General features: G+C 64.2%; 12 protein-coding genes. 6 read left to right on the forward strand and 6 right to left on the reverse strand.

Going from position 1 to position 24,069, the window contains the following annotated elements:
- Nucleotides 1-333: 333 nt before the first annotated feature.
- Nucleotides 334-765 carry a cytochrome c gene (locus U9R61_RS00575; protein WP_322486881.1) on the reverse strand — a complete coding sequence of 144 codons (432 nt, stop codon included), beginning with the start codon at nucleotides 763-765 and terminating at the stop codon, nucleotides 334-336.
- Nucleotides 747-2,834, reverse strand: a complete 2,088-nt coding sequence (locus U9R61_RS00580) for an NAD(+) synthase (RefSeq protein WP_322486882.1) — start codon at nucleotides 2,832-2,834, stop codon at nucleotides 747-749. Before U9R61_RS00580 ends, U9R61_RS00575 begins: the two co-directional genes overlap by 19 nt.
- 612 nt (nucleotides 2,835-3,446) lie before the next feature.
- On the opposite strand from U9R61_RS00580, the gene U9R61_RS00585 reads away from it, so the two are divergent.
- The 5 genes from U9R61_RS00585 to U9R61_RS00605 all read left to right on the forward strand — a co-directional run bounded on the left by U9R61_RS00585 (nucleotide 3,447) and on the right by U9R61_RS00605 (nucleotide 10,269).
- Nucleotides 3,447-4,907 (forward strand): NAD-dependent succinate-semialdehyde dehydrogenase, encoded by a 1,461-nt coding sequence (locus U9R61_RS00585; protein WP_322486883.1) that lies wholly within the window; start codon nucleotides 3,447-3,449, stop codon nucleotides 4,905-4,907.
- 82 nt (nucleotides 4,908-4,989) lie between these two features.
- Entirely contained in the window at nucleotides 4,990-6,276 is a 1,287-nt protein-coding gene (locus tag U9R61_RS00590) for an NAD(P)/FAD-dependent oxidoreductase (RefSeq protein WP_322486884.1), read from the forward strand.
- A gap of 74 nt (nucleotides 6,277-6,350) precedes the next feature.
- On the forward strand, nucleotides 6,351-7,937 hold the full coding sequence (locus U9R61_RS00595; protein ID WP_322486885.1) for an amidase: 1,587 nt from the start codon (nucleotides 6,351-6,353) through the stop codon (nucleotides 7,935-7,937).
- 78 nt (nucleotides 7,938-8,015) lie between these two features.
- Nucleotides 8,016-9,797: an acetyl-CoA carboxylase biotin carboxylase subunit gene (gene accC / locus U9R61_RS00600; protein ID WP_322486886.1), complete on the forward strand. Its 1,782-nt coding sequence runs from the start codon at nucleotides 8,016-8,018 to the stop codon at nucleotides 9,795-9,797.
- Nucleotides 9,798-9,942: 145 nt separating this feature from the next.
- Nucleotides 9,943-10,269, forward strand: coding sequence for a cupin domain-containing protein (locus tag U9R61_RS00605; RefSeq protein WP_322486887.1), 327 nt, complete (start codon nucleotides 9,943-9,945; stop codon nucleotides 10,267-10,269).
- A gap of 18 nt (nucleotides 10,270-10,287) precedes the next feature.
- Here the strand turns inward: U9R61_RS00605 and U9R61_RS00610 are convergent, their stop codons facing one another.
- Nucleotides 10,288-11,031 carry a metalloregulator ArsR/SmtB family transcription factor gene (locus U9R61_RS00610; protein WP_322486888.1) on the reverse strand — a complete coding sequence of 248 codons (744 nt, stop codon included), beginning with the start codon at nucleotides 11,029-11,031 and terminating at the stop codon, nucleotides 10,288-10,290.
- Nucleotides 11,032-11,117: 86 nt separating this feature from the next.
- On the opposite strand from U9R61_RS00610, the gene U9R61_RS00615 reads away from it, so the two are divergent.
- Nucleotides 11,118-12,125 (forward strand): glycosyltransferase family 2 protein, encoded by a 1,008-nt coding sequence (locus tag U9R61_RS00615; protein ID WP_322486928.1) that lies wholly within the window; start codon nucleotides 11,118-11,120, stop codon nucleotides 12,123-12,125.
- A gap of 186 nt (nucleotides 12,126-12,311) precedes the next feature.
- Here U9R61_RS00615 and U9R61_RS00620 read toward each other — a convergent pair whose 3' ends face one another.
- The 3 genes from U9R61_RS00620 to U9R61_RS00630 all read right to left on the reverse strand — a co-directional run bounded on the left by U9R61_RS00620 (nucleotide 12,312) and on the right by U9R61_RS00630 (nucleotide 24,065).
- The gene (locus U9R61_RS00620; RefSeq protein ID WP_322486889.1) at nucleotides 12,312-13,973 is read right to left on the reverse strand and encodes an NAD(P)/FAD-dependent oxidoreductase; all 1,662 of its coding nucleotides are present in this window, start codon (nucleotides 13,971-13,973) and stop codon (nucleotides 12,312-12,314) included.
- Between the two features lie 142 nt (nucleotides 13,974-14,115).
- On the reverse strand, nucleotides 14,116-16,587 hold the full coding sequence (locus U9R61_RS00625) for a DUF2298 domain-containing protein (protein ID WP_322486890.1): 2,472 nt from the start codon (nucleotides 16,585-16,587) through the stop codon (nucleotides 14,116-14,118).
- Nucleotides 16,584-24,065, reverse strand: a complete 7,482-nt coding sequence (locus U9R61_RS00630; RefSeq protein ID WP_322486891.1) for a DUF2298 domain-containing protein — start codon at nucleotides 24,063-24,065, stop codon at nucleotides 16,584-16,586. The genes U9R61_RS00625 and U9R61_RS00630 overlap by 4 nt, the downstream gene beginning before the upstream one ends.
- Nucleotides 24,066-24,069 lie beyond the last annotated feature (4 nt).

A 24,069-nucleotide genomic window follows, 5' to 3' on the forward strand; every position in this document is an offset into this window, starting at 1 on the left:
GGGTGACAGTCTCGTCGGTAAGGGCATAGCCGAGTTCCGCTGAGTGGCTACCGATGAGCGCGATATTGCGATCGACGATCGCGCGGCGAGCCACTCAGCGCTATTCGTGTGACCTCATCTGGTAGCGCCAACGGTCCCCATGGTCTACTGACGCGCATTGATGGCGCTGAAGCTGAGTAAGAACTGGCTGACGAGCCTGATGTGGGGCGCGGTGGGACGGTGCGCGTAGTTGGCTCATAATGACGGAATGGTGTCATGCGACTCGATAGTTTAGCGGTATACGCTGAATTCGACCAAAACCCTGTTTCGGACGGTGATGCTGCGCCGTTAACCTCACTCCACCTGCAACAAATACGCCACCAACGCCTCGATCTGGGCCGGGCGGAAGTCGTTGCCGTAGGTCTGCGGCATTAACCCGGCTGGGTAGCCAGGGGTGAGCACGGCGTCGGGATCGATAATCTCGCGGCGCAGCCACTCGGCGGCGCTGAAACCTTCGCCGTTATTCGCTGCGCGGGCGCCGATGCCGGCGAGCGGCGGGCCGAGCGCGGTTGGCCCTGCCGGATCGAGGCTGTGGCAGCCGAGACAGTAGATGGTGTAGAGCCGTTGCCCTTCGGCGACCGGGTCGGGCGGGTCGGGCCGGTTGCAGCCGCTGAAGAGCGTGATGGCGATCAGGCAGGCGGTATACACGCCAAGGCGCAATATACGGGCATTACGGTCTTGCCGGCCTGCCCCCCTCCGGCTGGTATCTAGCGATGTTGCACGCATCCCACATCCACTTCGGCAATCAGACGATCAATCTCAGCTAGCCATACGGTGGCGCTAGCGTCGCTCGGCGCGCGCCAGTCTCCTCGCGGCGAGAGGGCGCCGCCTGAGCCGACTTTGGGGCCGTTGGGCATGGCCGAGCGTTTGAATTGGCTGATTTGGAAGAAGCGGTAGAGGAAGACCCGCAGCCAGCGCAGGATGGTGGGCAGGTCGTAGGCTCGCCGGTCGGCAGCCGGCAAGCCTTCTGGCCACGCGCCGGCGCTGGCGTCACCCCATGCATGCATGGCCAAGAATGCCACTTTGCTGGGCCGAAAGCCGTAGCGGGTGATGTAGTAGAGGTTAAAGTCTTGCAGCGCATACGGCCCGATGATCTCTTCGGTGCGCTGGGCCGGTTTGTCGTCGTTGTTGGCCGTCGCCGGCACCAGTTCGGGTGAGATTTCGGTGGCGAGAATATCAGCCAGCACGCGGTTTGCTTCCTCACCCAATTCGCCGCTGCGAATGACATACCGGATGAGGTGCTGGATTAGCGTTTTCGGCACCGAAGCGTTGACGTTGTAGTGGGCCATTTGGTCGCCGACGCCGTAGGTACACCATCCCAACGCTAGCTCGCTGAGGTCGCCGGTGCCGACGACAATCGCGTTGTGGTAGTTGGCCAGCCGGAAGAGGTGCGAGGTGCGCTCGCCGGCTTGCACATTCTCGAAGGTGACGTCGTAGACCGGCGCGCCTTCGCCGGCAGGGTGACCAAGGTCGCGCAGCATCTGCAAGGCCGAGGGCCGGATGTCGATTTCGCGGGAGCTGACGCCGAGCGCGGCCATCAGGGCATGGGCGTTGGCGCGGGTTTGGCTGCTGGTGGCGAAGCCGGGCATAGTGTAGGCTAGCACGTTCCGGCGCGGCAGGCCGAGCCGATCCATTGCCCGCGCGGCTACGATCAGAGCTTGGGTACTGTCGAGACCGCCCGATACGCCGATCACCACCTTTTCTACCTTGGCGCTGCGCATGCGCTGGATGAGGCCATGCACCTGAATGTTGTACGCTTCGAAGCAACGCTCGTCGCGAGTGGCGGGGTCGTTGGGCACGTAGGGAAAGCGCGCCACTTCACGGCGCAGATCGGTGACGATCGGCGCCGTGAGCGGTAGCGTGATCTTGCGCATTGCCCGCAACCGCTCGCGGTAGTCGCCGATGCTGTCGCTGAAGCTGGTCTGGCGCATGCGATCTTGCTGCAACCGTTCCAGATCGACATCGGCAACAATGATCTGCGCTTCGTCGCAGAAGCGTTGCGATTCAGCCAGCAGCTCGCCGTTTTCGCAGATCAGGGCGTGGCCATCCCACGCCAGATCGGTCGTGCTTTCGCCCAACCCCGCCGCCGAATAGAGGTACGCAGCGATCGCGCGGGCCGATTGGCCCATACACAAGGCCCGTCGGTAGTCGGCTTTGCCGATGGTGATGTTGGAAGCCGACAAATTGCAAAGTACGGTCGCGCCAGCCAGCGCGGCGAAGGTGCTCGGCGGCAGCGGCGTCCACAAGTCTTCGCAGATTTCGACATGCACGGCCAAGCCGGGAATAGCCGGCGCTTCGTAGATCAGGTCGGCGCCGAACGGTACGGTCTGGCCGGCGATGCGAATCGTGGCGCTGATCGCGTCGCGGGCGGCGGCGAAGTGGCGTTTTTCGTAAAATTCACGATAGTTAGGTAAATAACTCTTTGGGGTTACTCCTACGATGCGACCGTTGCAGAGCGCAATTGCGCAGTTGAACAAGCGGCCTTCGTGGCGGAGCGGCGCACCAACCAGCAGCAGCGCGTTCAGCTCGCTAGAAGCGGCGGCAAGCTCGGCCACCGCCTGCTCAACGGCGTCGAGCAAGGCGGTCTGCTGGAAGAGGTCGTCGTTGCTGTAGGCCGAGATCCCTAGTTCGGGGAAGAGGACGAGCACTGCGCCGGTAGCGGCGGCGCGGCGAGCAAGGGCGATGGTGCGTTCAGCGTTAAACGCCGGCTCGGCGATGCGCACCGCCGGGATAGCGACGGCGAAGCGGGCGAAGCCGTGGCGGTAGATCGATTGGAAAGGATGGGTGTGGTTCATAGGCAGCTCATGAGGCGTAGACCTGATGGCAGTCTGCGCCGGTTCGGCTCAGGATGGCTGAGAGTATGATACCGCATTCGCGGAGGAATTGGCGCTGGGAGAGGGCGCAACGCGAGCAAAGACGCAGAGAGTCTGAACGCAAAGGCGCCAAGGACGCAGAGAGCGAGAAGGGATTGGCATGGGTTGTACGCCACATGCCTCGGCATCCGCTATGGCGTCAACCGGTTGCCTCCACCCCAGCCCTCCCCTGCCGGGGGAGGGAGCAAGGCACTTTCCGCCGCTGCCCCTCGGCGCAGTGGTTAAGGACAGGCGTGAAGCGGCTTCGTGGTTGGTTGTCATTGCGAGGGGGCGCAGCCCCCGAAGCAATCTCCCCCTTCAGCGAAGGTAACTGCTCAGCACACTCTTCCCGCGTTAGCAGGAGATTGCTTCGCCGCACAGAGCGTGGCTCGCAATGACAACATGGGAACGGGAGATGGCTGCACCGCTTGCCGCAGGCGCGGTACAATAGATTGAAGTTCATCCGGCGGGCAGTATCTCATACGATGAGCGAGTGCAGTAGCCAAGCTGCTGCACTGCCTGCGAACGTTGGTGTCGATTGGGAAGGAGCGAACGATGACCGTAGCGGGAGAGGGACCGTTGGCGACGCTGCCGTTTCACTTGTTGATCAATGGCGAGTGGCGCGAGGCGGAGAGTGGCGCGACCTTTGCGGTGGTTAATCCGGCGAATGGCACGGTGTTGGGGTATGTGCCCGACGCTGGCGTGGCCGAGACGCGGCTGGCGATTGCAGCGGCAGTGGCGGCGCAGCCGGGGTGGGCGGCGATTCCGGCTGGCGAGCGGGCGGCTCTGTTGCGCCGGGTGGCGGGGTTAATGCTGGAACGGCAGCAAGAGCTGGCGACGATTATGACCCTCGAACAGGGCAAGCCGCTGGCCGAGGCGCGGGGTGAGATCGCCTACGCAGCGAGTTTTCTCAGTTGGTTTGCCGGCGAAGCTGAGCGCATCTACGGGATGACCATCCCGGCTTCGACGAATACCAAGCGGATTATGGTCTTGCGCCAGCCGGTAGGGGTGGTGGCGATGATTACGCCGTGGAACTTCCCCAGCGCGATGATTACCCGCAAGCTGGGGCCGGCCCTCGCTGCCGGCTGTACCGTGATCGCTAAGCCCGCCGAGCAGACGCCGCTCTCGGCACTGGCGCTCGGCCAGCTCTTTACCGAGGCCGGCGCGCCTCCCGGCGTGGTCAATATCATCACCTGCCACAACCCGCGCCCCTTTGCCGATACGATCTTCGCCGACACCCACGTGCGCAAGATTAGCTTCACCGGCAGTACCGAAGTCGGCAAGGAACTGATGCGCCGCTCGGCGGATACGCTCAAGCGGGTGTCGCTGGAGTTGGGCGGCAATGCGCCGTTTATCGTCTTTGCCGATGCAGATCTCGATGCGGCGGTGCGCGGCGCGATCGCCTCGAAGTTTCGCAACGCCGGCCAGACCTGCGTCTGCGCGAACCGGATCTTCGTCCAGCACCCGATTTATGCCGAGTTTGCCGAACGGTTCGCCGCCGAGGCGGCCCGGCTGACGGTTGGCGACGGTTTGCAGCCGGGGGTGAACATCGGCCCGCTGATTGACGAACAGGCCCGCCGCAAGATCGAGCGCCACGTGCATGATGCGCTCACCGGCGGGGCGCAGGTGGTGGTCGGCGGCGGCCCGGCCCCGCTCGGCGGCAACTTCTGGTTGCCGACGGTGCTGCTTGATGCGCGCAGCGATATGCTCGTCGCCCGCGAAGAGACCTTCGGTCCGGTCGCGCCGCTCATCCCCTTCGCTGATGAGGCGGAGGTGATCCGGATGGCGAACGACACGCCCTACGGCTTGGCCGCCTACGCGTTCACCCGCGATGTGGGCCGGGTCTGGCGGTTGGCTGAAGGTTTGGAATACGGTATCATCGGGATTAACGATCCGATCCCCTCGACTGCGCAAGCGCCGTTCGGCGGCGTCAAGCAGAGCGGAATTGGGCGCGAGGGCGGGCCGACCGGGATTGATGAGTATCTTGATATCAAATACGTTTCGATTGGGATTTAAGCGGGCATTGTGGGTGATGATAGTCTAGACCTGCCCTTTGCTCAAGCGATGCGAGAGACGGAAACTGGGGATAAACAGAAGCATGGCCGGAACAATAACTGATGATCGCCTCGATGTGGTGGTGATTGGGGCCGGCGCGGCGGGATTGGCGGCAGCCCGCACCTTGCACGACGCCGGCGCGCGGGTGGCGGTGGTCGAGGCGCGGCCCCGGATTGGCGGGCGAATCTGGACGGAGCGCAGTTGCGGGCGGTACCCGATTGAGTTGGGGGCCGAGCTGATCCACGGCGCGCAAACGAGCACGGTCGAGCTGGTGGAAGCGGCTGGCTTGACGCTCGATGAGGTGGATCGGTACAACGGCTTGCGCTGGGGCGCGCCGGCCCGTCCGGTCAATGAGCTGCCGCCGGACGATCCAGCGCGGCAGGCGATTGGACAAGCGCGCGTAGTGTGGGGCGCGTTGGCGGCGCGTTATCCCGATGGGGCGGACGATCGTTCCTTAGCCGATGAATTACGGCACAACGGTTTGCCCCCAGCCGCCATCGCGATTGCCGATGTGGTACTGGCGCAGACCTGCTGCACCGAAGCCGAGTGGCTCAGTTGCCTCGATGCGGCCCGCGAGCAGCGGGTCGATCGAGCCGGGCCGCGCGAGTTCCGGCTGCGCGAACGGTACGACACCCTCTTGGCGTGGCTAGCCCGCGATCTCGATCTGCGCCTCGGCCAGCCGGTGCGGGCGATCCGCGATCACGGCGACCAGGTGATGGTAGATACGACTGCTGGCACGTTCACCGCACGGCGCTGCATCGTCACCGTACCGGTGGCAGTACTGGCCGCCGGGATGATCCGTTTCGACCCGCCGCTCTCGGCTAGCAAACAGGCGGCGATCGCCGCCTTCCGCACGCGCCCGGCGACGAAACACTTCTTCTGGTTCGATGCACCGCTGTGGGATGCCGGCTTTGCCTACGCCGCCCATAACGGCCTCTTTGCCCGCTGGTGGACGCCAGCCCATCCCGATCTGGCTGCGCCGCTGCTCTGCAGTTACGTCACCGCCGAACGCGCGGCGGCGCTCGACCGTTTATCTGACGAGGCGGTGCGCGAGTTGGGGTTGGCGGAACTAGGCCAGTTGCTGGGTCGTGACGATGTAGCGGCGCACTGTGTGGGCTTCCGGCGCTACCGCTGGGCCGCTGACGAATATGCGCGCGGCGGGTATGCCCATCTGCCGCCAGGGATGGCGTGGGCGCGACCAGTGTTGGCGGCGGCGGAAGGCAATCTGCATTTCGCCGGCGAAGCTACCGCCCACGACAGCAACCCGCAGACAGTGCATGGCGCGATCGACAGCGGGCGACGGGCCGCCCACGAGTGTTTACAATCGTAGCGGCGCACGGCACTGCGTCTCCGCACGGCCGGGCGTCTCGACTCCGCCGCCAATGACGACAATGTGAGGATAGCATGCCCAACGACACCATCATCGACCGGTTACGGGCCGCATTGCGCGCCGCCGGCATTCCGGCCGCCGAATCCGATTTTGCCGGCATCATCGAAAAGGGCTTTCTCAGCCGCCTGCCCGACGTCGAACGGCTGCTCGACGCGGTGGATCACGAACAGTTGCCCGATATGCTCGATGCGGCCAGCCTGCCGCCAGCGGCCAGCCCGCCCAACGGCGGCCTGCCGGCGAGCGATGACCCAACGACGATCCTCGGCATAGCCAGCCAATTGCAGCGGCGAACGGTCTCGGCAGTGGAGCTGGCTGAGCAGGCGTTGGAGCGAATTGCCGAATATGATGCTGATTTGAACGTCTTCCAGATCGTGATAGCCGAGAGTGCGCTAGCTGATGCCCGCGCCGCCGACGCCGAACTGGCAGCGGGCAAGGTGCGTAGTCCGCTGCACGGTGTGCCGATGGCGGTGAAGGATCTGTTCGACATAGCTGGCTACCCGACGGCGGCTGGTTCGCGGATTCGCGCCGGCGTGATGGCAGCGACTGACGCGACCATCGTCGAGCGGCTGCGCGCCGCCGGCGCGGTGATCATTGGCAAAACCCGCATGTCGGAGTTCGCCTACTCACCCGGCTCGAACAATGCGCACTACGGCCCAACGGCCAACCCCTACGACCGCCAGCGCGATAGCGGCGGCAGCAGCAGCGGCAGCGGAGTGGCGACCGCAACCGGCATGGCGTTTGCCGCGATTGGCACCGACACTGGCGGCTCGATCCGCATTCCGGCGGCCCACTGCGGGATCGTGGGCCTCAAACCGACCCATGGCCGGGTGAGTCTGGCTGGCGGCTTTACCCTCTCGTGGTCGCTGGATCACGCCGGGCCAATGACGCGCACCGTCGCCGATGCGGCGCTGGTGTTGAGCGTGATCGCCGGGCCTGATCCGCGCGATCCGCGCACTTTGCGCCCGGCGCCCGACTTTACCGACGGCGGATTGGTGGCTGGGGTGCGTAACTTGCGCGTGGGTCTGGTCACTGCCGACGGCAGCGGGCAGGCGATGGCCGGCCCCGCCGAGTTAGCGGCAATGCAGCGCGCAGCCGATGCGCTGGCCGGCCAAGGGGCGATCGTGGCGCCAATCGACGTGCCTGAGCTGGAAGAGCTGCGCTTGCTCAATCAGGCGCTGCTGGCGATGGAGGCGGCGGCGCTGCATCTGCCGTGGCTGCGCACCCGGCTCGATGACTATGGCGAGTTTATGCGCCACCGCATTCTGGCAGCATTTATCTATTCGCCGGCTGATGTGACACGGGTGCAGCAGGCGCGGGCGGCGCTGCGGCGACGGGTAGCAGCGCGCTTGGCCGATGTCGATCTGCTGATCACGCCGGTTGTACCCGGCCCGGCGCCAGCGTTGGGGGTGCCAACACCGACCTCATTCACCGGGCCGTGGAACTTCCTCGGCTGGCCAGCGCTGAGCTTGCCGGCGGGGATGGGTGATGACGACGTGCCGCGCGCGGCGCAACTGGTGGCCCGCCCGTGGAACGAACCGCTGTTACTGCGAGCGGCTTTCGCTGCTGAACAGGTGCTAGGCCGGCTGACGCCATCTCTGTAACACGGCGCGCTATGCTACAATTGGCACCCGTGCCGCACGATGTTGAAGCGGCGCAAGCAGCATTGAGGAGCGGCTGCAATGTTTCGTACAGTACTTGTTGCGAACCGCGGCGAGATTGCCTTGCGCGTGATGCGCGCCTGCCGCGAATTGGGTCTGCGCTGCGTGGCCGTCTATTCAGAGGCCGATCGCGATGCGCCCCATGTGTCTTATGCCGACGATGCTTATCTGATTGGCCCGCCATCGCCGGCAGAGAGCTATCTGAACATCGAAACGATTATTCGCGCTGCCAAGGCCACCGGCGCCGAAGCGATCCATCCCGGTTACGGGTTTCTAGCTGAAAACCCCAACTTTGTGCGGGCCGTCACGGCGGCTGGGTTGGTCTTTATCGGCCCGCCAGCGGAAGCGATGGAGCGCATGGGCGGCAAGACGGCGGCCCGGCGCGAAGCGGCGGCGGCGGGTGTGCCGCTGGTGCCCGGCGTGCTTGAGCCGGTAGCCGATGCGGCTGAAGTGAAGCGGTTGGGGAAAGAGTTTGGCTATCCGATCGCGATTAAGGCGGTTGGCGGCGGCGGTGGGCGCGGCTTGCGGGTGGTGCGCTCGCCGGAAGAGGTGGAGGAGGCGTTTGCGGCGGCCCGCCGCGAAGCGGAGGTCGCCTTCAAGAACGGCGAACTCTACGTCGAGAAGTATCTCGACGACCCGCGCCACATCGAGATACAGGTGCTGGCCGATGGCTACGGCAATGCAGTGGCGCTCGGCGAACGCGACTGCTCGGTGCAGCGCCGCCACCAGAAGCTGATCGAGGAGTGCCCTTCGCCGGCGCTGACCCCTGAGCTGCGCGCCGAGATGGGGGCGGCGGCGGTGCGTCTGGCTAAAGCGGTCGGTTATGTCAGCGCCGGTACGCTCGAATTTCTCTACCAAGACGGACGGTACTACTTCCTTGAGATGAACACCCGCATTCAGGTCGAGCACACGGTGACTGAGATGGTCTACGGCGTCGATCTGGTAGCGGCCCAAATCAAGATCGCCCAAGGCGAGAAGCTGTGGTTGAAGCAAGAAGACCTCGTGCCGCGCGGGCACGCGATTGAATGCCGGATCAACGCCGAAGACCCGCTGCACAACTTCCGCCCGGCGCTAGGTGCGATCGGCGAGTACCGCGAGCCGGTGGGTCTAGGGGTGCGGGTAGATAGCGGAGTACGGGCCAATTACAACGTGCCATCGCACTACGACTCGCTGCTGGCGAAGCTGATTACGTGGGGAGCCGACCGCAACGAGGCGATTGCGCGCATGCGGCGGGCACTTACTGAGTACCGCATCGAAGGCGTCACCACGATCATTCCCTTCCACCTTGCCGCCCTCGAACACCCGGTCTTTGTGGCTGGCGCGGCGACGGTCAACTTCATTCCATGCCACCCAGAGCTGCTCACCCGCACGGCGGAGCTGATGCCGCCAGCAGCAACGCCGGCCCCGGCAGAGCCGGCCCCGGAACCGCGCCGGTTTACGGTGGAAGTGAACGGGCGGCGGTTTGGGGTGGCGGTGTTTGGCGATGGTATGAGTCTCGCGCCGGCCCAACCGGCGGCAGTCACTGCTCGCGGCCCTGCGCCGCGCCGGGTGGCGCCGAAAAGGGCGGCGCTGGCCGCGCCGGTTGATGGCGTAATCAGCCCCATCCAAGGCCGAGTGGTGGCAGTGCGGGTGGCCCACGGCCAGCAGGTCGAAGCCGGCCACGTGTTGTTTATTGTGGAAGCGATGAAGATGGAGAACGAGATCGCCGCCCCGCACAGCGGCACGATTGGCGAGGTGCGGGTCGAAGTCGGCGCAACGGTCGAAGCCGGCGCCGTGTTGGCGACCTACCAAACCACCGGATAAAATGCCCCCGTAGAGCCGCACGGCCGTGCGGCTCTCAATATATCAACGCAATCTGGATCAACCCATCGCGCCGCACGGCCCCCCCATATTGTTTGGTATCATAATACCCAAATTGACGCGATCACCCCCCAATACAGGAGGCTCCATGTCTGAACGGCCATGGATCGAATTGTTTCCCGGCGTGTTCCGGCGGCGCATTGCCTTGACCGAGCGGATGTACCAGATGGCAGTGCGGCTAGAGGAGGGCAGTCACGTGCCCTTGCACAGCCATCCCGAAGATCAGGTGGCGTACATCGTGAGCGGTCGTTTGCGCTTTCAGCTCGGCGACGAGCTGTTCGAAGCCGCTGCCGGTAGTTCGGTCGCTATTCCCGGCGGTACGCCGCATGCGGTCTGGACGTTAGAAGAAACGTTGGCGATCGACACCTTTAGCCCGCCGCGGGCCGACTATTTGGCAGCCGATGGTGATCAGTGAGGTGATATCTGCACATCACTACACGCCAAACCACTTTAGCAACAGCGCCAACAATCCGCGCACCCGTTCGCGCAGTTCGTTGCGCGCGACGATAAAGGCAGCGTAGCGTTGATCATCGTCGCCGGTCGCCGCTGCCGGGTCGGCGATGCTCCAGTGAATCTGGCGAGCGGCGGCGGGCCAGACCGGGCACTCTTCGCGGGCAATGTCGCACACGGTGACGATGACCTGCGGTTGCTGATCGAGGATCGCTTCAATCGGTTTGGCGGTCTGCTGATCGATAGGCACGCCAGCCGCTGCCATTACGGCGATTGCCAGCGGGTGGAGCGGTTGTGGTTGGGTACCGGCGCTCACTGCCCGCACCTGCCCGCCACTCAACGCTCGCAGCCAGCCTTCGGCCATCTGCGAGCGGGCGCTGTTGGCGCGGCACAAGAACGCGACCGTGATGGGCGGTAACGGCGGCGGGGTTGGTTCCGGCAGGGCCAATTCGTGCCCGGCTTGGGCGAGCAAGGTCGTGAGTGCGGCGAGGTGCAAGCTGTAGTAGATCACCCTACCATCGGCGTCGCTGCGGTGGGCGTTGACCAACCCGGCTTGCCGCAGCATATTCAGGTGGTACGAAACCAGATTTTGGGCCAACCCGGTTGCCGCCGTCAACTCAGCGACTTGCCGGTCGCTGTCGCGCAGGGCGGTGATAAGTTTCCAGCGGGTTTCGTCGGCTAATAGGCGCAACCCGTTCAACGCTGATGCTGGTTGTTGTTCGGTCATGGTCGTGCAGCCGGCAAGCGGAATCAATGTAGTCGGTATGGTACCAGAGACCGCTAGGATCGGCAAGGATCATTGCGTTGCAACCGATGCTCCCGCTCGCGGCTGAATATCTGCTTTGGGCGGATTATGCCCAGCTCACTGCTGACCTGCCGCCGCCGGTGATCCGCGACCCGGCGCAGCCACTGGTAAGCATTGTCGTGCCATCACTGAATCAAGGGCGCTACATTGGCGATACGCTGCGCAGCATTTTGGCGCAAGAATATCCCAATCTGGACGTGTGGGTGATCGACGGCGGCAGCAGTGATGAGACGTTAGAGGTGTTGCGCGCATTTGCCGGCGATGAGCGGGTGCAGGTGGTGGTGGGCAAGGATGCCGGCCAAGCCGATGCGATTAACCGCGGTTGGGCGCGGGCGCGCGGGTCGGTGTTGGCATGGCTCAATAGTGACGATACCTACCTGCCGGAAGCGATTGCCACGCAGGTGGCGGCGTTGCAAACCCATCCGGCAGCGGTCGCCGTCTACGCCGATGCGCTCTATACCGATGCGGAGGGCCAGCCGTTGCGCACCATCGCGGCCCGCCCCTACCATCCGCTCGCCCTGCTGCGCTTGCTCATCCCCATCCAGCCAACGGTCTTTATCCGCCGGGCAGCGGTCGGGCTAGCCGGCCCGCTCAATCTGCGCATGCGCTACGCGCTGGATACCGCGTATTGGGTGCGGTTGGCCCAACTCGGCCCGTTTCAACCCACTTCTACCGTGGTTGCGACCTACCGGCTGCACGCCGCCTCGAAGACGGTGGCGCAGTTTGCCGGGTTTTACCGCGAGTGGTTACAGATCGCCGAGCAGAGTTTTACCGTGATGCCAGAGCTGTCGCCGGCGCGGCGCGAGGTGTTGGCCGATATTTACGCGGCGATGGCCAACCTCGAAGCGCGCAACGGCTCGCTGCGCGCGGCGCTGCGCTACGCAGCATACACGTTGACGCTAGCCGGTTGGCGACCCCGCTTGGCTAAGACGCCGCTCGTGTTGCTGGATCGCGTGCTTGGCAGCGATCTCGCCGAACGGGCCAGTAGTTGGTGGGGCCGTCAAACACGCGGGTAGTCATGAGTTTACCGCAAAGAACGCGGAGGACGCCGGGCGAAATGTGACCGCAGAGGACGCGGGGGGCGCAGGGGGGGAATGTGACCCCGATGACGCGGAGGGCGCAGTGGGTTACGTTCTCCTCTACGTCCTCTGTGCCCCCCTGCGGTAAGACCTCTTCTGCGTCCTCTGCGGTTCATGATCCGCTTACGGGCGCAAGAGCCGGCGTCCAGCAAGCACCGCACCAGCAGCGAGCGCCCCTGCTCCTAACACCAGCGGCCCCCAGCGGCGCTGCTTGGTGTCGGCCAGCACCACGCGGGCCGTGTTATAGCCGCTCGCGCCAAAGACGCCGCCACCGGGGTGGGTGCTAGCCCCGGTCAGGTAAAGACCGCGGATCGGCGTGCGGTAGCCGGCCAGTTCTGGCAACGGGCGGAAGAAGAACATCTGGTCAAAGCTCATCTCGACATGCATCACGTTCCCGTGCAGCAGCCCGATCCGCCGCTCGAGGTCGAGCGGGCTTTGGATAAAGCGGTCGATAATCTTACCGCGCATATTGGGCGCATAGCGATAGAGCACTTCGAGGATTGAGTCGGCGACCGATTCGCGGATATCATCCCACTGACGGCCATCGCTGAGCTTGTAGGGGAAGTATTGCGCCCACAAGAAGACCGTGTGCTTGCCGGGAGGGGCGACATCGGGATCGATGGCCGAGAAGGTCATTGCAATCACCGCCGGATCGCGGCTCGGTTCGCCACGCAGATAGTCTTCGTAGGCCCGGCGCACATAGTTCATAGTAGGGCTGAGCAACTGCAAGCCGTGATGACTCTCGTGCGGGCGACCATAGCTGCGGGCAGCGGTGTAGTCGGGCAACTCCTCGGCGGCGCAGCGTACCGTCATCCCAAAGCCGTTGCCGATGCGGATGTGGTTAAGCCGGCGCACCAGATCGGGGCTGAGGTGGTCGGGGCCGATCAGTTGCAGGAAGGTGGTCAGCACATGCGCATTCGAGACTACGATCGGAGCCGAGTAGCGCTGGCCGTCGGCAGTCTCAACCCCTTGCACCCGCCCGTTTTGGACAATGATCCGGCGCACAGGCGCGTCGAGCACAACCTCGCCACCCATAGCCTTGAGCGAGCGTGCCATAGCTTGCGTCAACATGCCTGATCCGCCGCGCGGATGCTTGGCCCCGCTGTAGTGCAGCATCGCATGCCAGCCGAAAAAGTCGCCGGCGCCGATCTCGTCCGGCGGCGGGCCGCTCTGCGCGGCAAGCCACGTCATCGCTGCCCGCATCGCCTCGCTCTCAAAGGTCTCTTCAATCAACTGGGCATAGCTGGTGAAGAGGCGGCGGGTCACTTCCAGCACTTGCTGCTCGGCCTTGGGCAAGTGGGGAATGCTCGACGCCACCTTGCCGAACAGGCGCGTCACCGAAGGCGGATTGAGGAAGACATCGAACACCGCCTCGTTCAGCGGCGTCCAGAAGTCGAGGAAGCGCCGGTAGGCTTCGGCGTCGCGTGGGCTGACGGTAGCGATGCTCTGGCACGTGCGCTCGACATCGCGGTAGAAGTAGATCGCGCCGCTCCCGTCGGGCAGGGGGTAGAAGGCGTATGGATCCATGTCAATGTACTCGAGACCGTGCCGTTCGAGTTCGAGGTCGCGCACGATCGGAGTGAGATGGATCATGATGTGGGCCGACGAGCCGACATCGATCTTGTAGCCGGGGATGACCTCTTCGGTGCAGACGGCGCCGCCGACGATGGGTCGCCGTTCGAGGACGAGCACGCGCTTCCCCGCTTTGGCGAGATAGCCGGCGCAGGTAAGGCCGTTGTGGCCTCCGCCGACGACGATGACGTCGTAATCGGTTGCTGATGGCATGGTTTCCCTCTATCTGTAACACGTTACAGATGTAGTATACCTTCAGTTTGGCAATTGGCGGTAGGGTAGGGCGGTGGGAATGGCAGTGGGAAACGTGGAACCACCGCGAACGCTGAGGTTACGCGCATGCGGCGGCGCCAACCTACCGCACCCGGTAGATAACCACTTCGTCTTGGGCAAAGGCCACCTCACTCACCTGTGCCAGCGCCGCCAGCCGTTCAGCGGGGTAACGCTCGCGTTCGAGCGCGCCGACGTAAATGTAATCAATGCCGTACTGGTCGATGAGCGAGCGGATGCGGGCCGGATCGCCGCTGCGGTAGATGTCATCAACGGCAAGGCAACGCGGGCCGAGTTCGGCCAGCGCCACCGGGTCGCCACCGCGCCATTGCATTTCGTGGCCCACCCAACCCAACACGGTGGCATGCCCGCTGGCCGCGGCCACCCCGCCAAAGCCTTGCCAGTTGTACGAGCCGCCGCAACGCGGTGGTTCGCTGCCGGCAGCGACCGCCGCGTCATTCTCTACTGCCGCTGCTTCGAGCACGACGCTGCCCGCCGGCACGTTGTGGCGCAGCCATGCCAGTGAGGCCACGCCGGCGGCGGTCTGCTCGCGGGGGGTGTAGCCATTGAGACCGCGCACCGGCCCGCGGCTGATGTCACGGGTGACGATGAGGGGATACACCAGCGCGCCGGCCAGTAAGAGGGTCGTGCCGGCGCTGATCAAGCTCGCCGCCAGCCGCCGCCAGCCCGTCGCCTGCGCCCACACCCACCACAGCCCGACCGGGGCCAGCACCCCCCAGATCAGCCAGACTTGATAGTAAAACTTGAAGACTGTATTCATACGGGCCGACAGGCCCTCGAACACGTCACGAATGTAGACGATCTCAACCCCGAACAAGATGGCGCTGCCCAACGCCGCCAGCAGCAACCCGCAGCGGAAACCGGGTTCGGCGGCGTTGAGCGCCCGCCAAGCCATCCACAGCGCCAACCCGGCCAGCGCCAGCCATGGAAAGCCGATCAACAAGCCGGTAGTGAAGAGGATGAGCGGCAGCCACAGCAACCAGCGCGGGATTGCTAAGCCGGCTAATGATTCGTTCTCTGATGAGCGGTAGAGATAGCTGCCGGCGATGATCGGCAGCGCCATCAGGCCGAAGATGATCACAAACTCGTGCCAGCCGCTGCGTTCGCCGAGGTAGATGCCGATGATACTAGTGAGCCGGCTAAGAATTGGCAGGTCGATCCATGGCGTCGCCCCTCCCACCGGCGAGCGAAAGGTAAGGTGAAACGGCAGAAAGAGGGCAAAGGCCAGCACTGCCACGATCACGGCCTCGCGCAGCCATGCCCGCCACGGCAACACTGCACCGTCGCGCCGGCAGGCCAGCGCCAACCCTCCCCAGTAGAGCAGCAGGTACGTGGGCAGATCCCAACTGTTGATCGCGTACAAACTGCCGAGGATCACTCCGTGCAACCCGCGCAACAGCCAACCGGATCGTCCGGCGGGAAAGAGTGCGCCATCACTCGGCAAACCAGTTGAGCCTCCCTGTGCCGCTACCGCCAGCGCCAATCCAATCGCCAGCGTTGCGAAGGGCAGCGCCATAACGTGCGGGTGCATGTCGCCGAGGCGAAAACTGAAGAAGGGAAACTCGGTGATCGTGTAGCGCTGCTCGCGGCGCGGCGGATCGCCGGCCACGCGATAACTATCCCAGAGCGAGCGCGATGGCCACCACCAGTTGAAATCGTTCCACTTATCGGCTCGCCGCCACCCGTCAACCGTGCTAAAATCGGACGTTGCGGTTTGGGCCGGGTAGGGCAAGGTGATGAAGGTCTCGCCGCGCAGGGCCTGCCCAAGCGCGGCAAGGAGCTGGCGGTCATCGAGTACCACCGCTCGTTCGTCACCAACGATGACCTGTATCGCACCGGATTGATTGCCGGCTAACAAAATAATTGCGGCACCGAGCACACCCAACGCACCGCGGGTCACCGCCGGCGGCGGCCGGCGCAGCAAGCCGAGCAGCGCGGTGATCACGCCAAACGCACCTTGCGCGGTCATCGCGGCCAGCAGAGCTAGCGCGAGGTTGTAGGTGGTTGCCGGCGGTAAGCCGCTGAGCATGGCCGGGATGGCCATGAGCAGGTAGCCGAAGTAGTAGTAGTTGATGCTGTAGCCCGATAACCACGGGTCGTTGGGCGGAAAGAAGCCGCTGCGCTGGATCGCGTTGAAGAAGGCGAAGTCCATGGGGCGTTCGGTGCCCCACGGGGTGGGGTCGTGGGCACGGAGCCAGACCACACCGAGCAAGGTGGCGAGAAAGATCGCTTCGCCGGCCAGCGCCGGCCCAAGCGGCGGCAGCCGTCGTTGGCCGCTGCGCCAAAGCCAGCGCCAGCCGCTGCCGGCAATGATCGCCAGACCGATGACGATCAGCGGCGTCTCAAAGCGGCCTAGGCCCAACATCGCCAACAGCCATGCCAGAAAGCCGGTGAGCAGCAACCCCAGTGGGCGGGCAAAGGCTGCGCTAGCACCCGGCAAATGGCCGAAGAGACGCGCCGCTGCCGGCCAACCCGCCAGCGCGAAGATAAAACCGATCACCCACCAGAGCAAGACCTCGCCGGCAACCGTGCTCATGGTTGCCCTCCATTCAGGGTTACCAGCATGCGATGCGCTTCCCCAGCCCACGGCCCGTCAGGCGCGAGTTGGAGATACCGTCGGAGGGCGTCTTGGGCCAGCGTAGGCTGGTTGCGCAGCAGGAAGAGGCGGGCTAGCTGGAAGTAGGGTTCAGGCAGCGCTGGATCGATACTCATCGCTTGGCCCAGCGCAATCTCGGCCTTATCCAGCCATCCCCAGTCAATGAGCGATCGCGCTAGTTTGTTGTAGTTGCCAGCGGTTGGGCTGGCTTGCACGGCGGCGAGATAGGCCTGTTCCGCTTCTTCGTAGCGACCAGCGTCGGCCAAAATGTCGCCCCAAAGGTGATGGAGCGCCACGTCGTTGGGGTTGGCGGCGGCGGCGGTCGCCAAAATTTGCGCCGCCTCGATCAAGCGGCCCTGCCGGCGATAGGCATCGGCCAACCCAAAGGCTAGCGGCGCATTGGTGGGTTGGGCAGCGACGGCAGCTTCAAGCTCTGACAGATCGATCGCCGGTTCGGTGGGAGGCGGTGGCGGCGGCGGCTGAGCAGCCGGCGGCGTTTCGGCGCGCAACAGCCGGTAGCTGTCAGGCAAGGGCCGCACTTGATAAATCGCGACGCCATCTTGCTCGTAGACCGGACGCAGGTAGCGGTCGCGCAAGACGGTGAATTTGTCCATACCCTGTGGATAGAAGGCGCGCTCGACACTGCCAATGTAGACATAATCCACATTATAGCGAGCGAGAATGCGCAGCGCGGTTTCGGGATCGTTGGTGGTAAAGAAGGTCTCGATATCGCGCACCCGCCGGCTGGTGACCGCCGGATCGCGTTGTTCATCAGCATGGAGTGCACTGATCACAGTGGGCAGGCCGGTGGCGGCAGCCACCCGGATGCCGTAAGCGCGGTAGAACCAGAGGCTCGATTGGGCGACGATCGGGGTGCCGTTGATCTGCTGGTTGAGCCAGCGAATCGCGGCAGCGTCGCCGCGCAGATCGACTTGCACCATCGTGGTATCCGGCGCGCAGCCGCCAAAGGCAGTGCAGTCATACGTGAAGCTGGCCTGCTCCATAAACGCTATGCCGTCGAGGGTAGGGCCAGTGTCGATTGGGAAGCGGGTCGTGAGCCGCGAAGGCACGGCCACCGGCAAGTAGCTAGCTGCGATCAATGCCGGAATGGCAATAACGGCGAGTGCTGCCGCCGTTGCCAGCTGGCCGCCGCGCTGGTTGAGCCACGTGAGCATGCGCGGCAAGAGACCGGCGGCAGCTAGCCCCAGCAACACCCAGACGTGCAAGCCAAACTTGAAGACCGTGTTCATCCGATACCAGTCGCTGCCATCGAGATGGTCGCGGATATAGACCACTTCGACGCCGAGCGAGATGGCCCATGCCAGCCATGCCAGCAGCAGTGCGTACCATGCCGGTGCGCCGGCAGCCCGCCGCGCCAGCAGCAAGGTCGTCATCGCCAGCAAGGCAAACAGGCCGATCCGTACTGCCCATTCGGGCAGTGCCGCGCCGATGATGAGCATGATGCCGATGCCGCTGAGCAGCAGCGTCCACGATCGTGCCGGCAGATACCGGCGCCAACGTTGCAGCGCCGCACCAAGGATGACCGGCGTGACAATGGTCAGCGGCAGGCCATACAGCAAGATGTAGTCGAGCGGGAGGGTGACGTGGCTTGTGACCAGCCCGATCCCGCCCACCATCGGCCAATAGCGGTCAAAGAAGGGGGCAAAGAGCGTGAGCGATCCGATCCCTAACCCAACCGCTTTCACCGCGGCCAGCGTGATCGCTGGCCAGCGCCAGCCGGCCCGCCGCACTGCGCCAGCAATGATGGCGATCCCGGCTAGCAACCCATACGTCGGGAAATCCCACGAGTTGGTGACGGCCAGTGTGCCGAGGGTGAGCGCGCTCAGGGCCCAGATCGTGCGCCCCTTGCCGAAGATCAACTGCCACGCGCAGGCAATCGTCAGCAGAGAGAGCGGCAGCGCGATCAGGTGCGGGTGCAAATCGGCATAGAGGAAGCTAAACAGCGGAAACTCGTTGATGGTGTATGGGATGACCCGGCTCGGCCCGACAAACCAGTCGCCGAGCAGGCCGGGATTGCCGCTGAGCAGCAAGCGCAAGCCGTTGGCACCTTGCGACCATCCCGCCGCGATCAGGCTGGTGAGGTTGCCGGCTAGCCCAATCAGGGCCAGCGCCATCACTCCGTACCGCCGCCGTCCGCCCAGCCGCGCCCCTAGTTCATACGCACCGGCCAGCACCATACCGAAGAGGGTGGCCAGCGCCAGATTGAAGCCGATTGCCAGATCGAGGCCGAGCAGCTTGATCGGCAGCGACATCAGATAAAGACCGTAATAGTAGTAATTGATGTAGCCATTGCTGTAGAACGGGTCGTAGGGCGGCATGACCGGACTGCGCAAGATGGCGTTGAGGAAGCCCTGCTCCATCGGCTTTTCACCGCCCCACACCGGATGCCAAAGGTCAGGGTTGAGCGCGCGGATGATCGCCATTGCGATAAAACCGGCCAGAAAGATCGCTTCGCCGGGGATGAGACTGCGCCATGCGGTGCGATCGGGCCGCACCCCGCGGAACCACAGCGCGATGGTGATGCCGATCATTACCGCCAGCCCGCCAATCACCCCCACTGCATCGTAGCGCCAGAGGCCCAAACTGGTGGGGAGCCAGATCGCGTAGCCGAGCATGATCAACCCCACCGGGCGCGCCCATACCAGCCCGGCCCGACCGAGCGCGGCATACGCCGGCAGCGCGCCGAGGCCGGCGATCAGATACCAGACCAGTAACCATGCCGCGACTGCCAGCCATTGCTGTTCGCTCAGCAGCGTATTCCAACCCAGCCGGCCCGTCGCCGGCAACTCTTGCACCGGTTTCGTCAATTCGAGGGCCGGGATGGTGCGCGTGCTCGGCGGGCGGATTGGCAGGTCGTTGGTGAGCATGCGCGGTTGGCCGGGAGTGCGCAGCCAGTAGATCACGCTCTCGCCTTGCCGAAAGATAATATCGGCATCGCCGCGGTTCACCAGCGTGGCGAACTTAGCCAGCCCTTCGGCGCTGTAGAGTTGCCGTTCAACGCCGCCAACGTAGATGTATTCAACGCCGTAGCGCCGGAGCGACGCCAACGCGGTGTCAGGATCAGGCGTATTGTAGATGGCAGCGATGATCTGCTGACGGTAGTTGATCACCGCTCGCGCGTTGACTGCGTTGCGCTGCTGAATCTGGTGCCATTCCCAGCCGAGCAGAGTGGGCATACCGGTGAAGGTGGCGATCCGCCCGGCCCACTGGTATGAGGGTTGGTGGGCTTCGAGGATGATCGGCGTGCCGCGCGCATTGCGGCGCAGCCAATCGATTGCCGCTGCATCTTCATCGAGCGAGTAGGGAGCGCCGGCGCGGGCCGCCGTGATGTTGGCAAAGAAGGCCATGCCGTCGAGGATGCGCGGCGCCGCCGGATCCCAGCGGTCGGCGATACGGGCAGGCGTGGCGGTGATGGGGTAGACCAACCCGGCTGCGAGCAACACTCCCACAATGGTCCGCACCGTCCAGCCCGTCTGGCGCGACAGCCGGCCCGTTGCTGCCCACAGCCACGGTAGGACTGCTGCTGTCGCTAATGCCAGCAACATCCACGCATGCAGGCCAAACTTAAAGACGGTGTTCATGCGGCCCACGTCACCACGCACGACGATCACCTCAACCATGGCCCACAACCCGATCCCGCCGAAGGCGAACAACACCGGAACGAGGGTTGTCAGCGGGTGAGCGCGCAGGTTCCATCCGATCCAGCCAGCCACTCCCAGCACGGCGAGGAGCGGGATGATGGCCGGCCAATCGAGCGTCCACGCCACCAGCAGCACCGCCAGCGGCCCAATCACGATCAGCAGATTGATCCCGCGCCGCCATGCCCACAGCCCGATCATGGCCAGCCACATCGCCAGCCAATGGCCGCCGATTTGCAGCAATTGGCCGGTAGTGGTGCGTTCGGCGGCTACGATCGTCTCTAGCAGGGTCAGGCCCGGCCCGCGCCAGAGGTCAATCCCGCTCGATTCGGTAGCAAAGTTGGCGATAAACGGCGCAAAGAACAGGTTGCCGAGCAGGGCCGGGGTGATCGCTACGGCCAGCGCCGCCGCGACCGTAGCCGGCCAGCCGCGCCCCGCCCTCCGCCAGCGCCGCCCGGTGGCCAACGCCAGCAGCAGCCCGGCCAACCCAACGAAGGTGGGGTAATCCCATGTGTTGGTGGCCCGGATCGCGCCCGCCATCAACCCTAGCAGCCCGATCAGCCACCATTGCCGCGCTGAACCCTTGCACATCCATGCCAGCGCCAGACCGAGCGCGGCAAGGCTGAGCGGCATAACGATCATGTGCGCATGCAGGTCGGCGAACAGGAAGGTAAAGAAAGGAACCTCGTTGATCGTGCCCGGCGTAATCCGGGTTGCATCCCAGAAAGCCCATTCATAGCGCCCTTTAGCGACTTGCTCAGCAGCATAACCGTTGAGGAACCAGCCGGCCTGCGCCAAATTGCCGAGCAGGAGCATCAAGCCGGGAGCAAGCGCACCGGCGACGAGCGCCGTCTGTTCACGGCGCGGTGATGGCGCGCGCGCGGCAAGCAGGTTATAGACGATGCCGAAGGCGCCAAAGGCGGTAAGGGCAAAGATCGTCGCTACCCCAAGGTTGTAGCCGACCGCCGGCGCAATCCCGCTGAGGTGGATCAGTGCGCCTACCAGTACAAACCCGAAGTAGTAGTAGTTGATATAGCCACCGGCGTGCCACGGGTCAAGCGGCGGGAAGGCTGCGCTGCGCAAGACTGCATTGAGGTAAGCGAAATCCATCGGCTTTTCGCCGCCGCGGGCCGGATGCCACAGGTCAGGGTTGAACCAGCGCAGGGTGAGGCCGAGCAATAGAAATCCGATGAAGAGCAATTCAGCCACGAACAGCGCAATAGAACGCTCTTGCCAGAGTTGGCGCAGCGACTCGCGAGTGCGCCAGCCAACCACTGCTCCTATCCCCAACACTATCAACCCGATCGTCCAGAGGGTGGCCGGCGCAAAGGGGGCAAGGCGCAGGCTGCCGGCCAGCCATGCAAGGTAGGCGACTAGCAACAGGCCAACGATTTTGGCCAGCGTAAAGCCACGGTCGGGCAAACCGCGCAGTCGCGGGCCGATCACGGCAAACACCGCCAGCCCCAGCGCCTCGAGCCAGAGCACCCAGAGCAGCGGCGAGAAGGGGTTTGTGCCTAACCACGACCACCATTCGCCGCCGGCAGCGTACTGTGGCCAGACGCTCTCGGTGATACGGAGGGCGGTCGGGTTGCGATCGGCGAACTGCACCGGCGACTTGTAGACCTCGCCCCATTCGATATCGTTGGTAATAAGGCGTTCGGCCCGTTCGCGGCTGTACAACGACGTCTTGCGGAAGATCAACACCCGCGGATGGTCGTAGACGCTAAATGCCTCTTCAGCCATCCAGTCGGGAATGCGAATGCCAAGGATCGTTGGGTAGGACGTGATCTCTGCCGCCAGCTCAAAGCCCAGCTCGCCGGTAAACAGGCTGTGGTAATACCGCATCAGCGCCGGATAGCGCATGCGCAAGCGCGAGGTGCTATCGTAGACGCGGTTGCTGGTCAGGGTAATGTAATCGGCACGGTCGAGCTGATCGAGCAAACCGGGTTCGCCACCGCTGCCAAAATACTTAGCCGGCTCATCTTCGGCGTAAGGCGACGAGTCGATGCCAAAGAAGGAGATATTCCACGCCGCGGTAGTCGTTGCCTGCAACGGCAACGGATCATCCCACCGCTCTGAAATGACATAACTGCCGGGTGAAGCGTGCTCGGCCAGCCATTGGGCCGCTTGCACCCGCGAGTGGGGAACGGTATAAATGCGCGAGAAGGCGTAGGCCCAAGCTGCGGTCGCAATCAGCGCCGCCGGCAGCGCTAGCCGGGCCGCCCATGCCAGGCCGCGCCCTAGCCGCGCGCGCCATACCGGCCATAACCCTGTGTACCGTAGGGCAAGCGGGTTGCCCTGTAACCAGCGCCGCCCCCAGCGTGCTGCCGTTATTAGCGCCCATGCCGCCAGTACGATTAATGCGCCGTAGATCGGCAACAGGTAACGCATGGTGACGGCAAACTGATTACCTTGCCACCCGAAGTAGAAAGCGACCCACGCCCACAAGACCCATGCCGGATGCCATGGCCGGCCAACGACGGGTGACGGTTGAAGCGCCCACTGCCAGCCGCGCCGGGCATAGCGGGCAGCAAAGAGCAACCAACCGCCCCATGCCGCAAGCCCTAACAGTGGTCCCATCCCCCACAGCACCATATTGCTCCATGGGAAGAGGTAGGCTGGGCGGCCTACCCATTGCTGGCCGGGAGGAAAGTCGTATTCACCCGTCACCAATGCGCGCACGGTGGTGAGATTTTCGCGAAAACGCGGGTCAAGTCTGACATCAAAGAAGCCTGCGCCATGCAAGATCGAAGGCCCCTCGATCAGCGGCGAATCGGTGCGCGAGCCGATGAACGAGTCGGGGGCAAGGGTGCGGAAGCTTAGGATGGTGAGCGTTCCAGCCAAGATAAGCAGCCAAATCTCGCGGCGGAAGAAGCGGTCGAAGACGGCTGACCACGGCTGCCCGCGTAGCGCGCGTTGGGCGGCAATCAGCGCCGCGACAATCGCCAGCCCGCCGATCGTCGCCATCGTGATCCGGTTAGCCGTAGCCGCACCAATGCTGAGGCCCAGCGCGGTATAGACTGCCACACCGCCGCCCTGCGCCGCCCGCACTGTCCAATAGAGTGCAAGCAAGCAGAAAAAGGTGGAAAAGGCCGGATCAACGAAGAAATGGCTCTGCTGGATGTGCATCACGGTAAGCGCGGCGAACAACGCGGCGAGCAGCCCAACGCGCCGGCCAAACAGCCGGCGCCCGATCAGGTAGACGAGCAGAACGCTACCGAGATCGAACAACACTGCCAGCCCACGCCCGACCTTCACAATCTCGCCGTAGCTGGTCAGATTCACGCCATCAGGGTTAAGCCACGGCATCAATGGGAGCAAGCGCGGCCAATGATATTCGGGGTTTGGCACAGGCGGGCCGTAGTCAGTGCGCCGTTCATTCGGCGCCGTTGGATCAGCGCCTACCCGGGGCGGCCCTTCGATCGAGAGCACCTGCACCGGCAACGCTTCCGGCGGGGTGAGTATCACCGCCACCGCTCGCGTCAGTATAATGGGCAGTGGCCCGTAGACGTAGAGCGGAAACTGTTCGTAGCTGCGCGGATTGATCGGCGAGCGACTCGAATCGTAGAATTCGCCAAGAGTGCCCGGCAGACGCACCGTTGAGGCCACGTAGGTAAAGAACCGTTCGTCGGGATGCTGGCCGGTGCCGGAATCCCAACCAAACAGGTTGAGGGTGCGGACATAGAGTGCCAACAGTAAAGTGGCCGCCAGCCCAAGGCGGACGACCCATGCGCGGTGTCGAGTTAGAGCCTGTCGCACGGCG

The sequence above is a fragment of the Chloroflexus sp. genome (assembly GCF_034431535.1).
In the GTDB taxonomy this organism is placed as follows: Bacteria; Chloroflexota; Chloroflexia; order Chloroflexales; family Chloroflexaceae; genus Chloroflexus.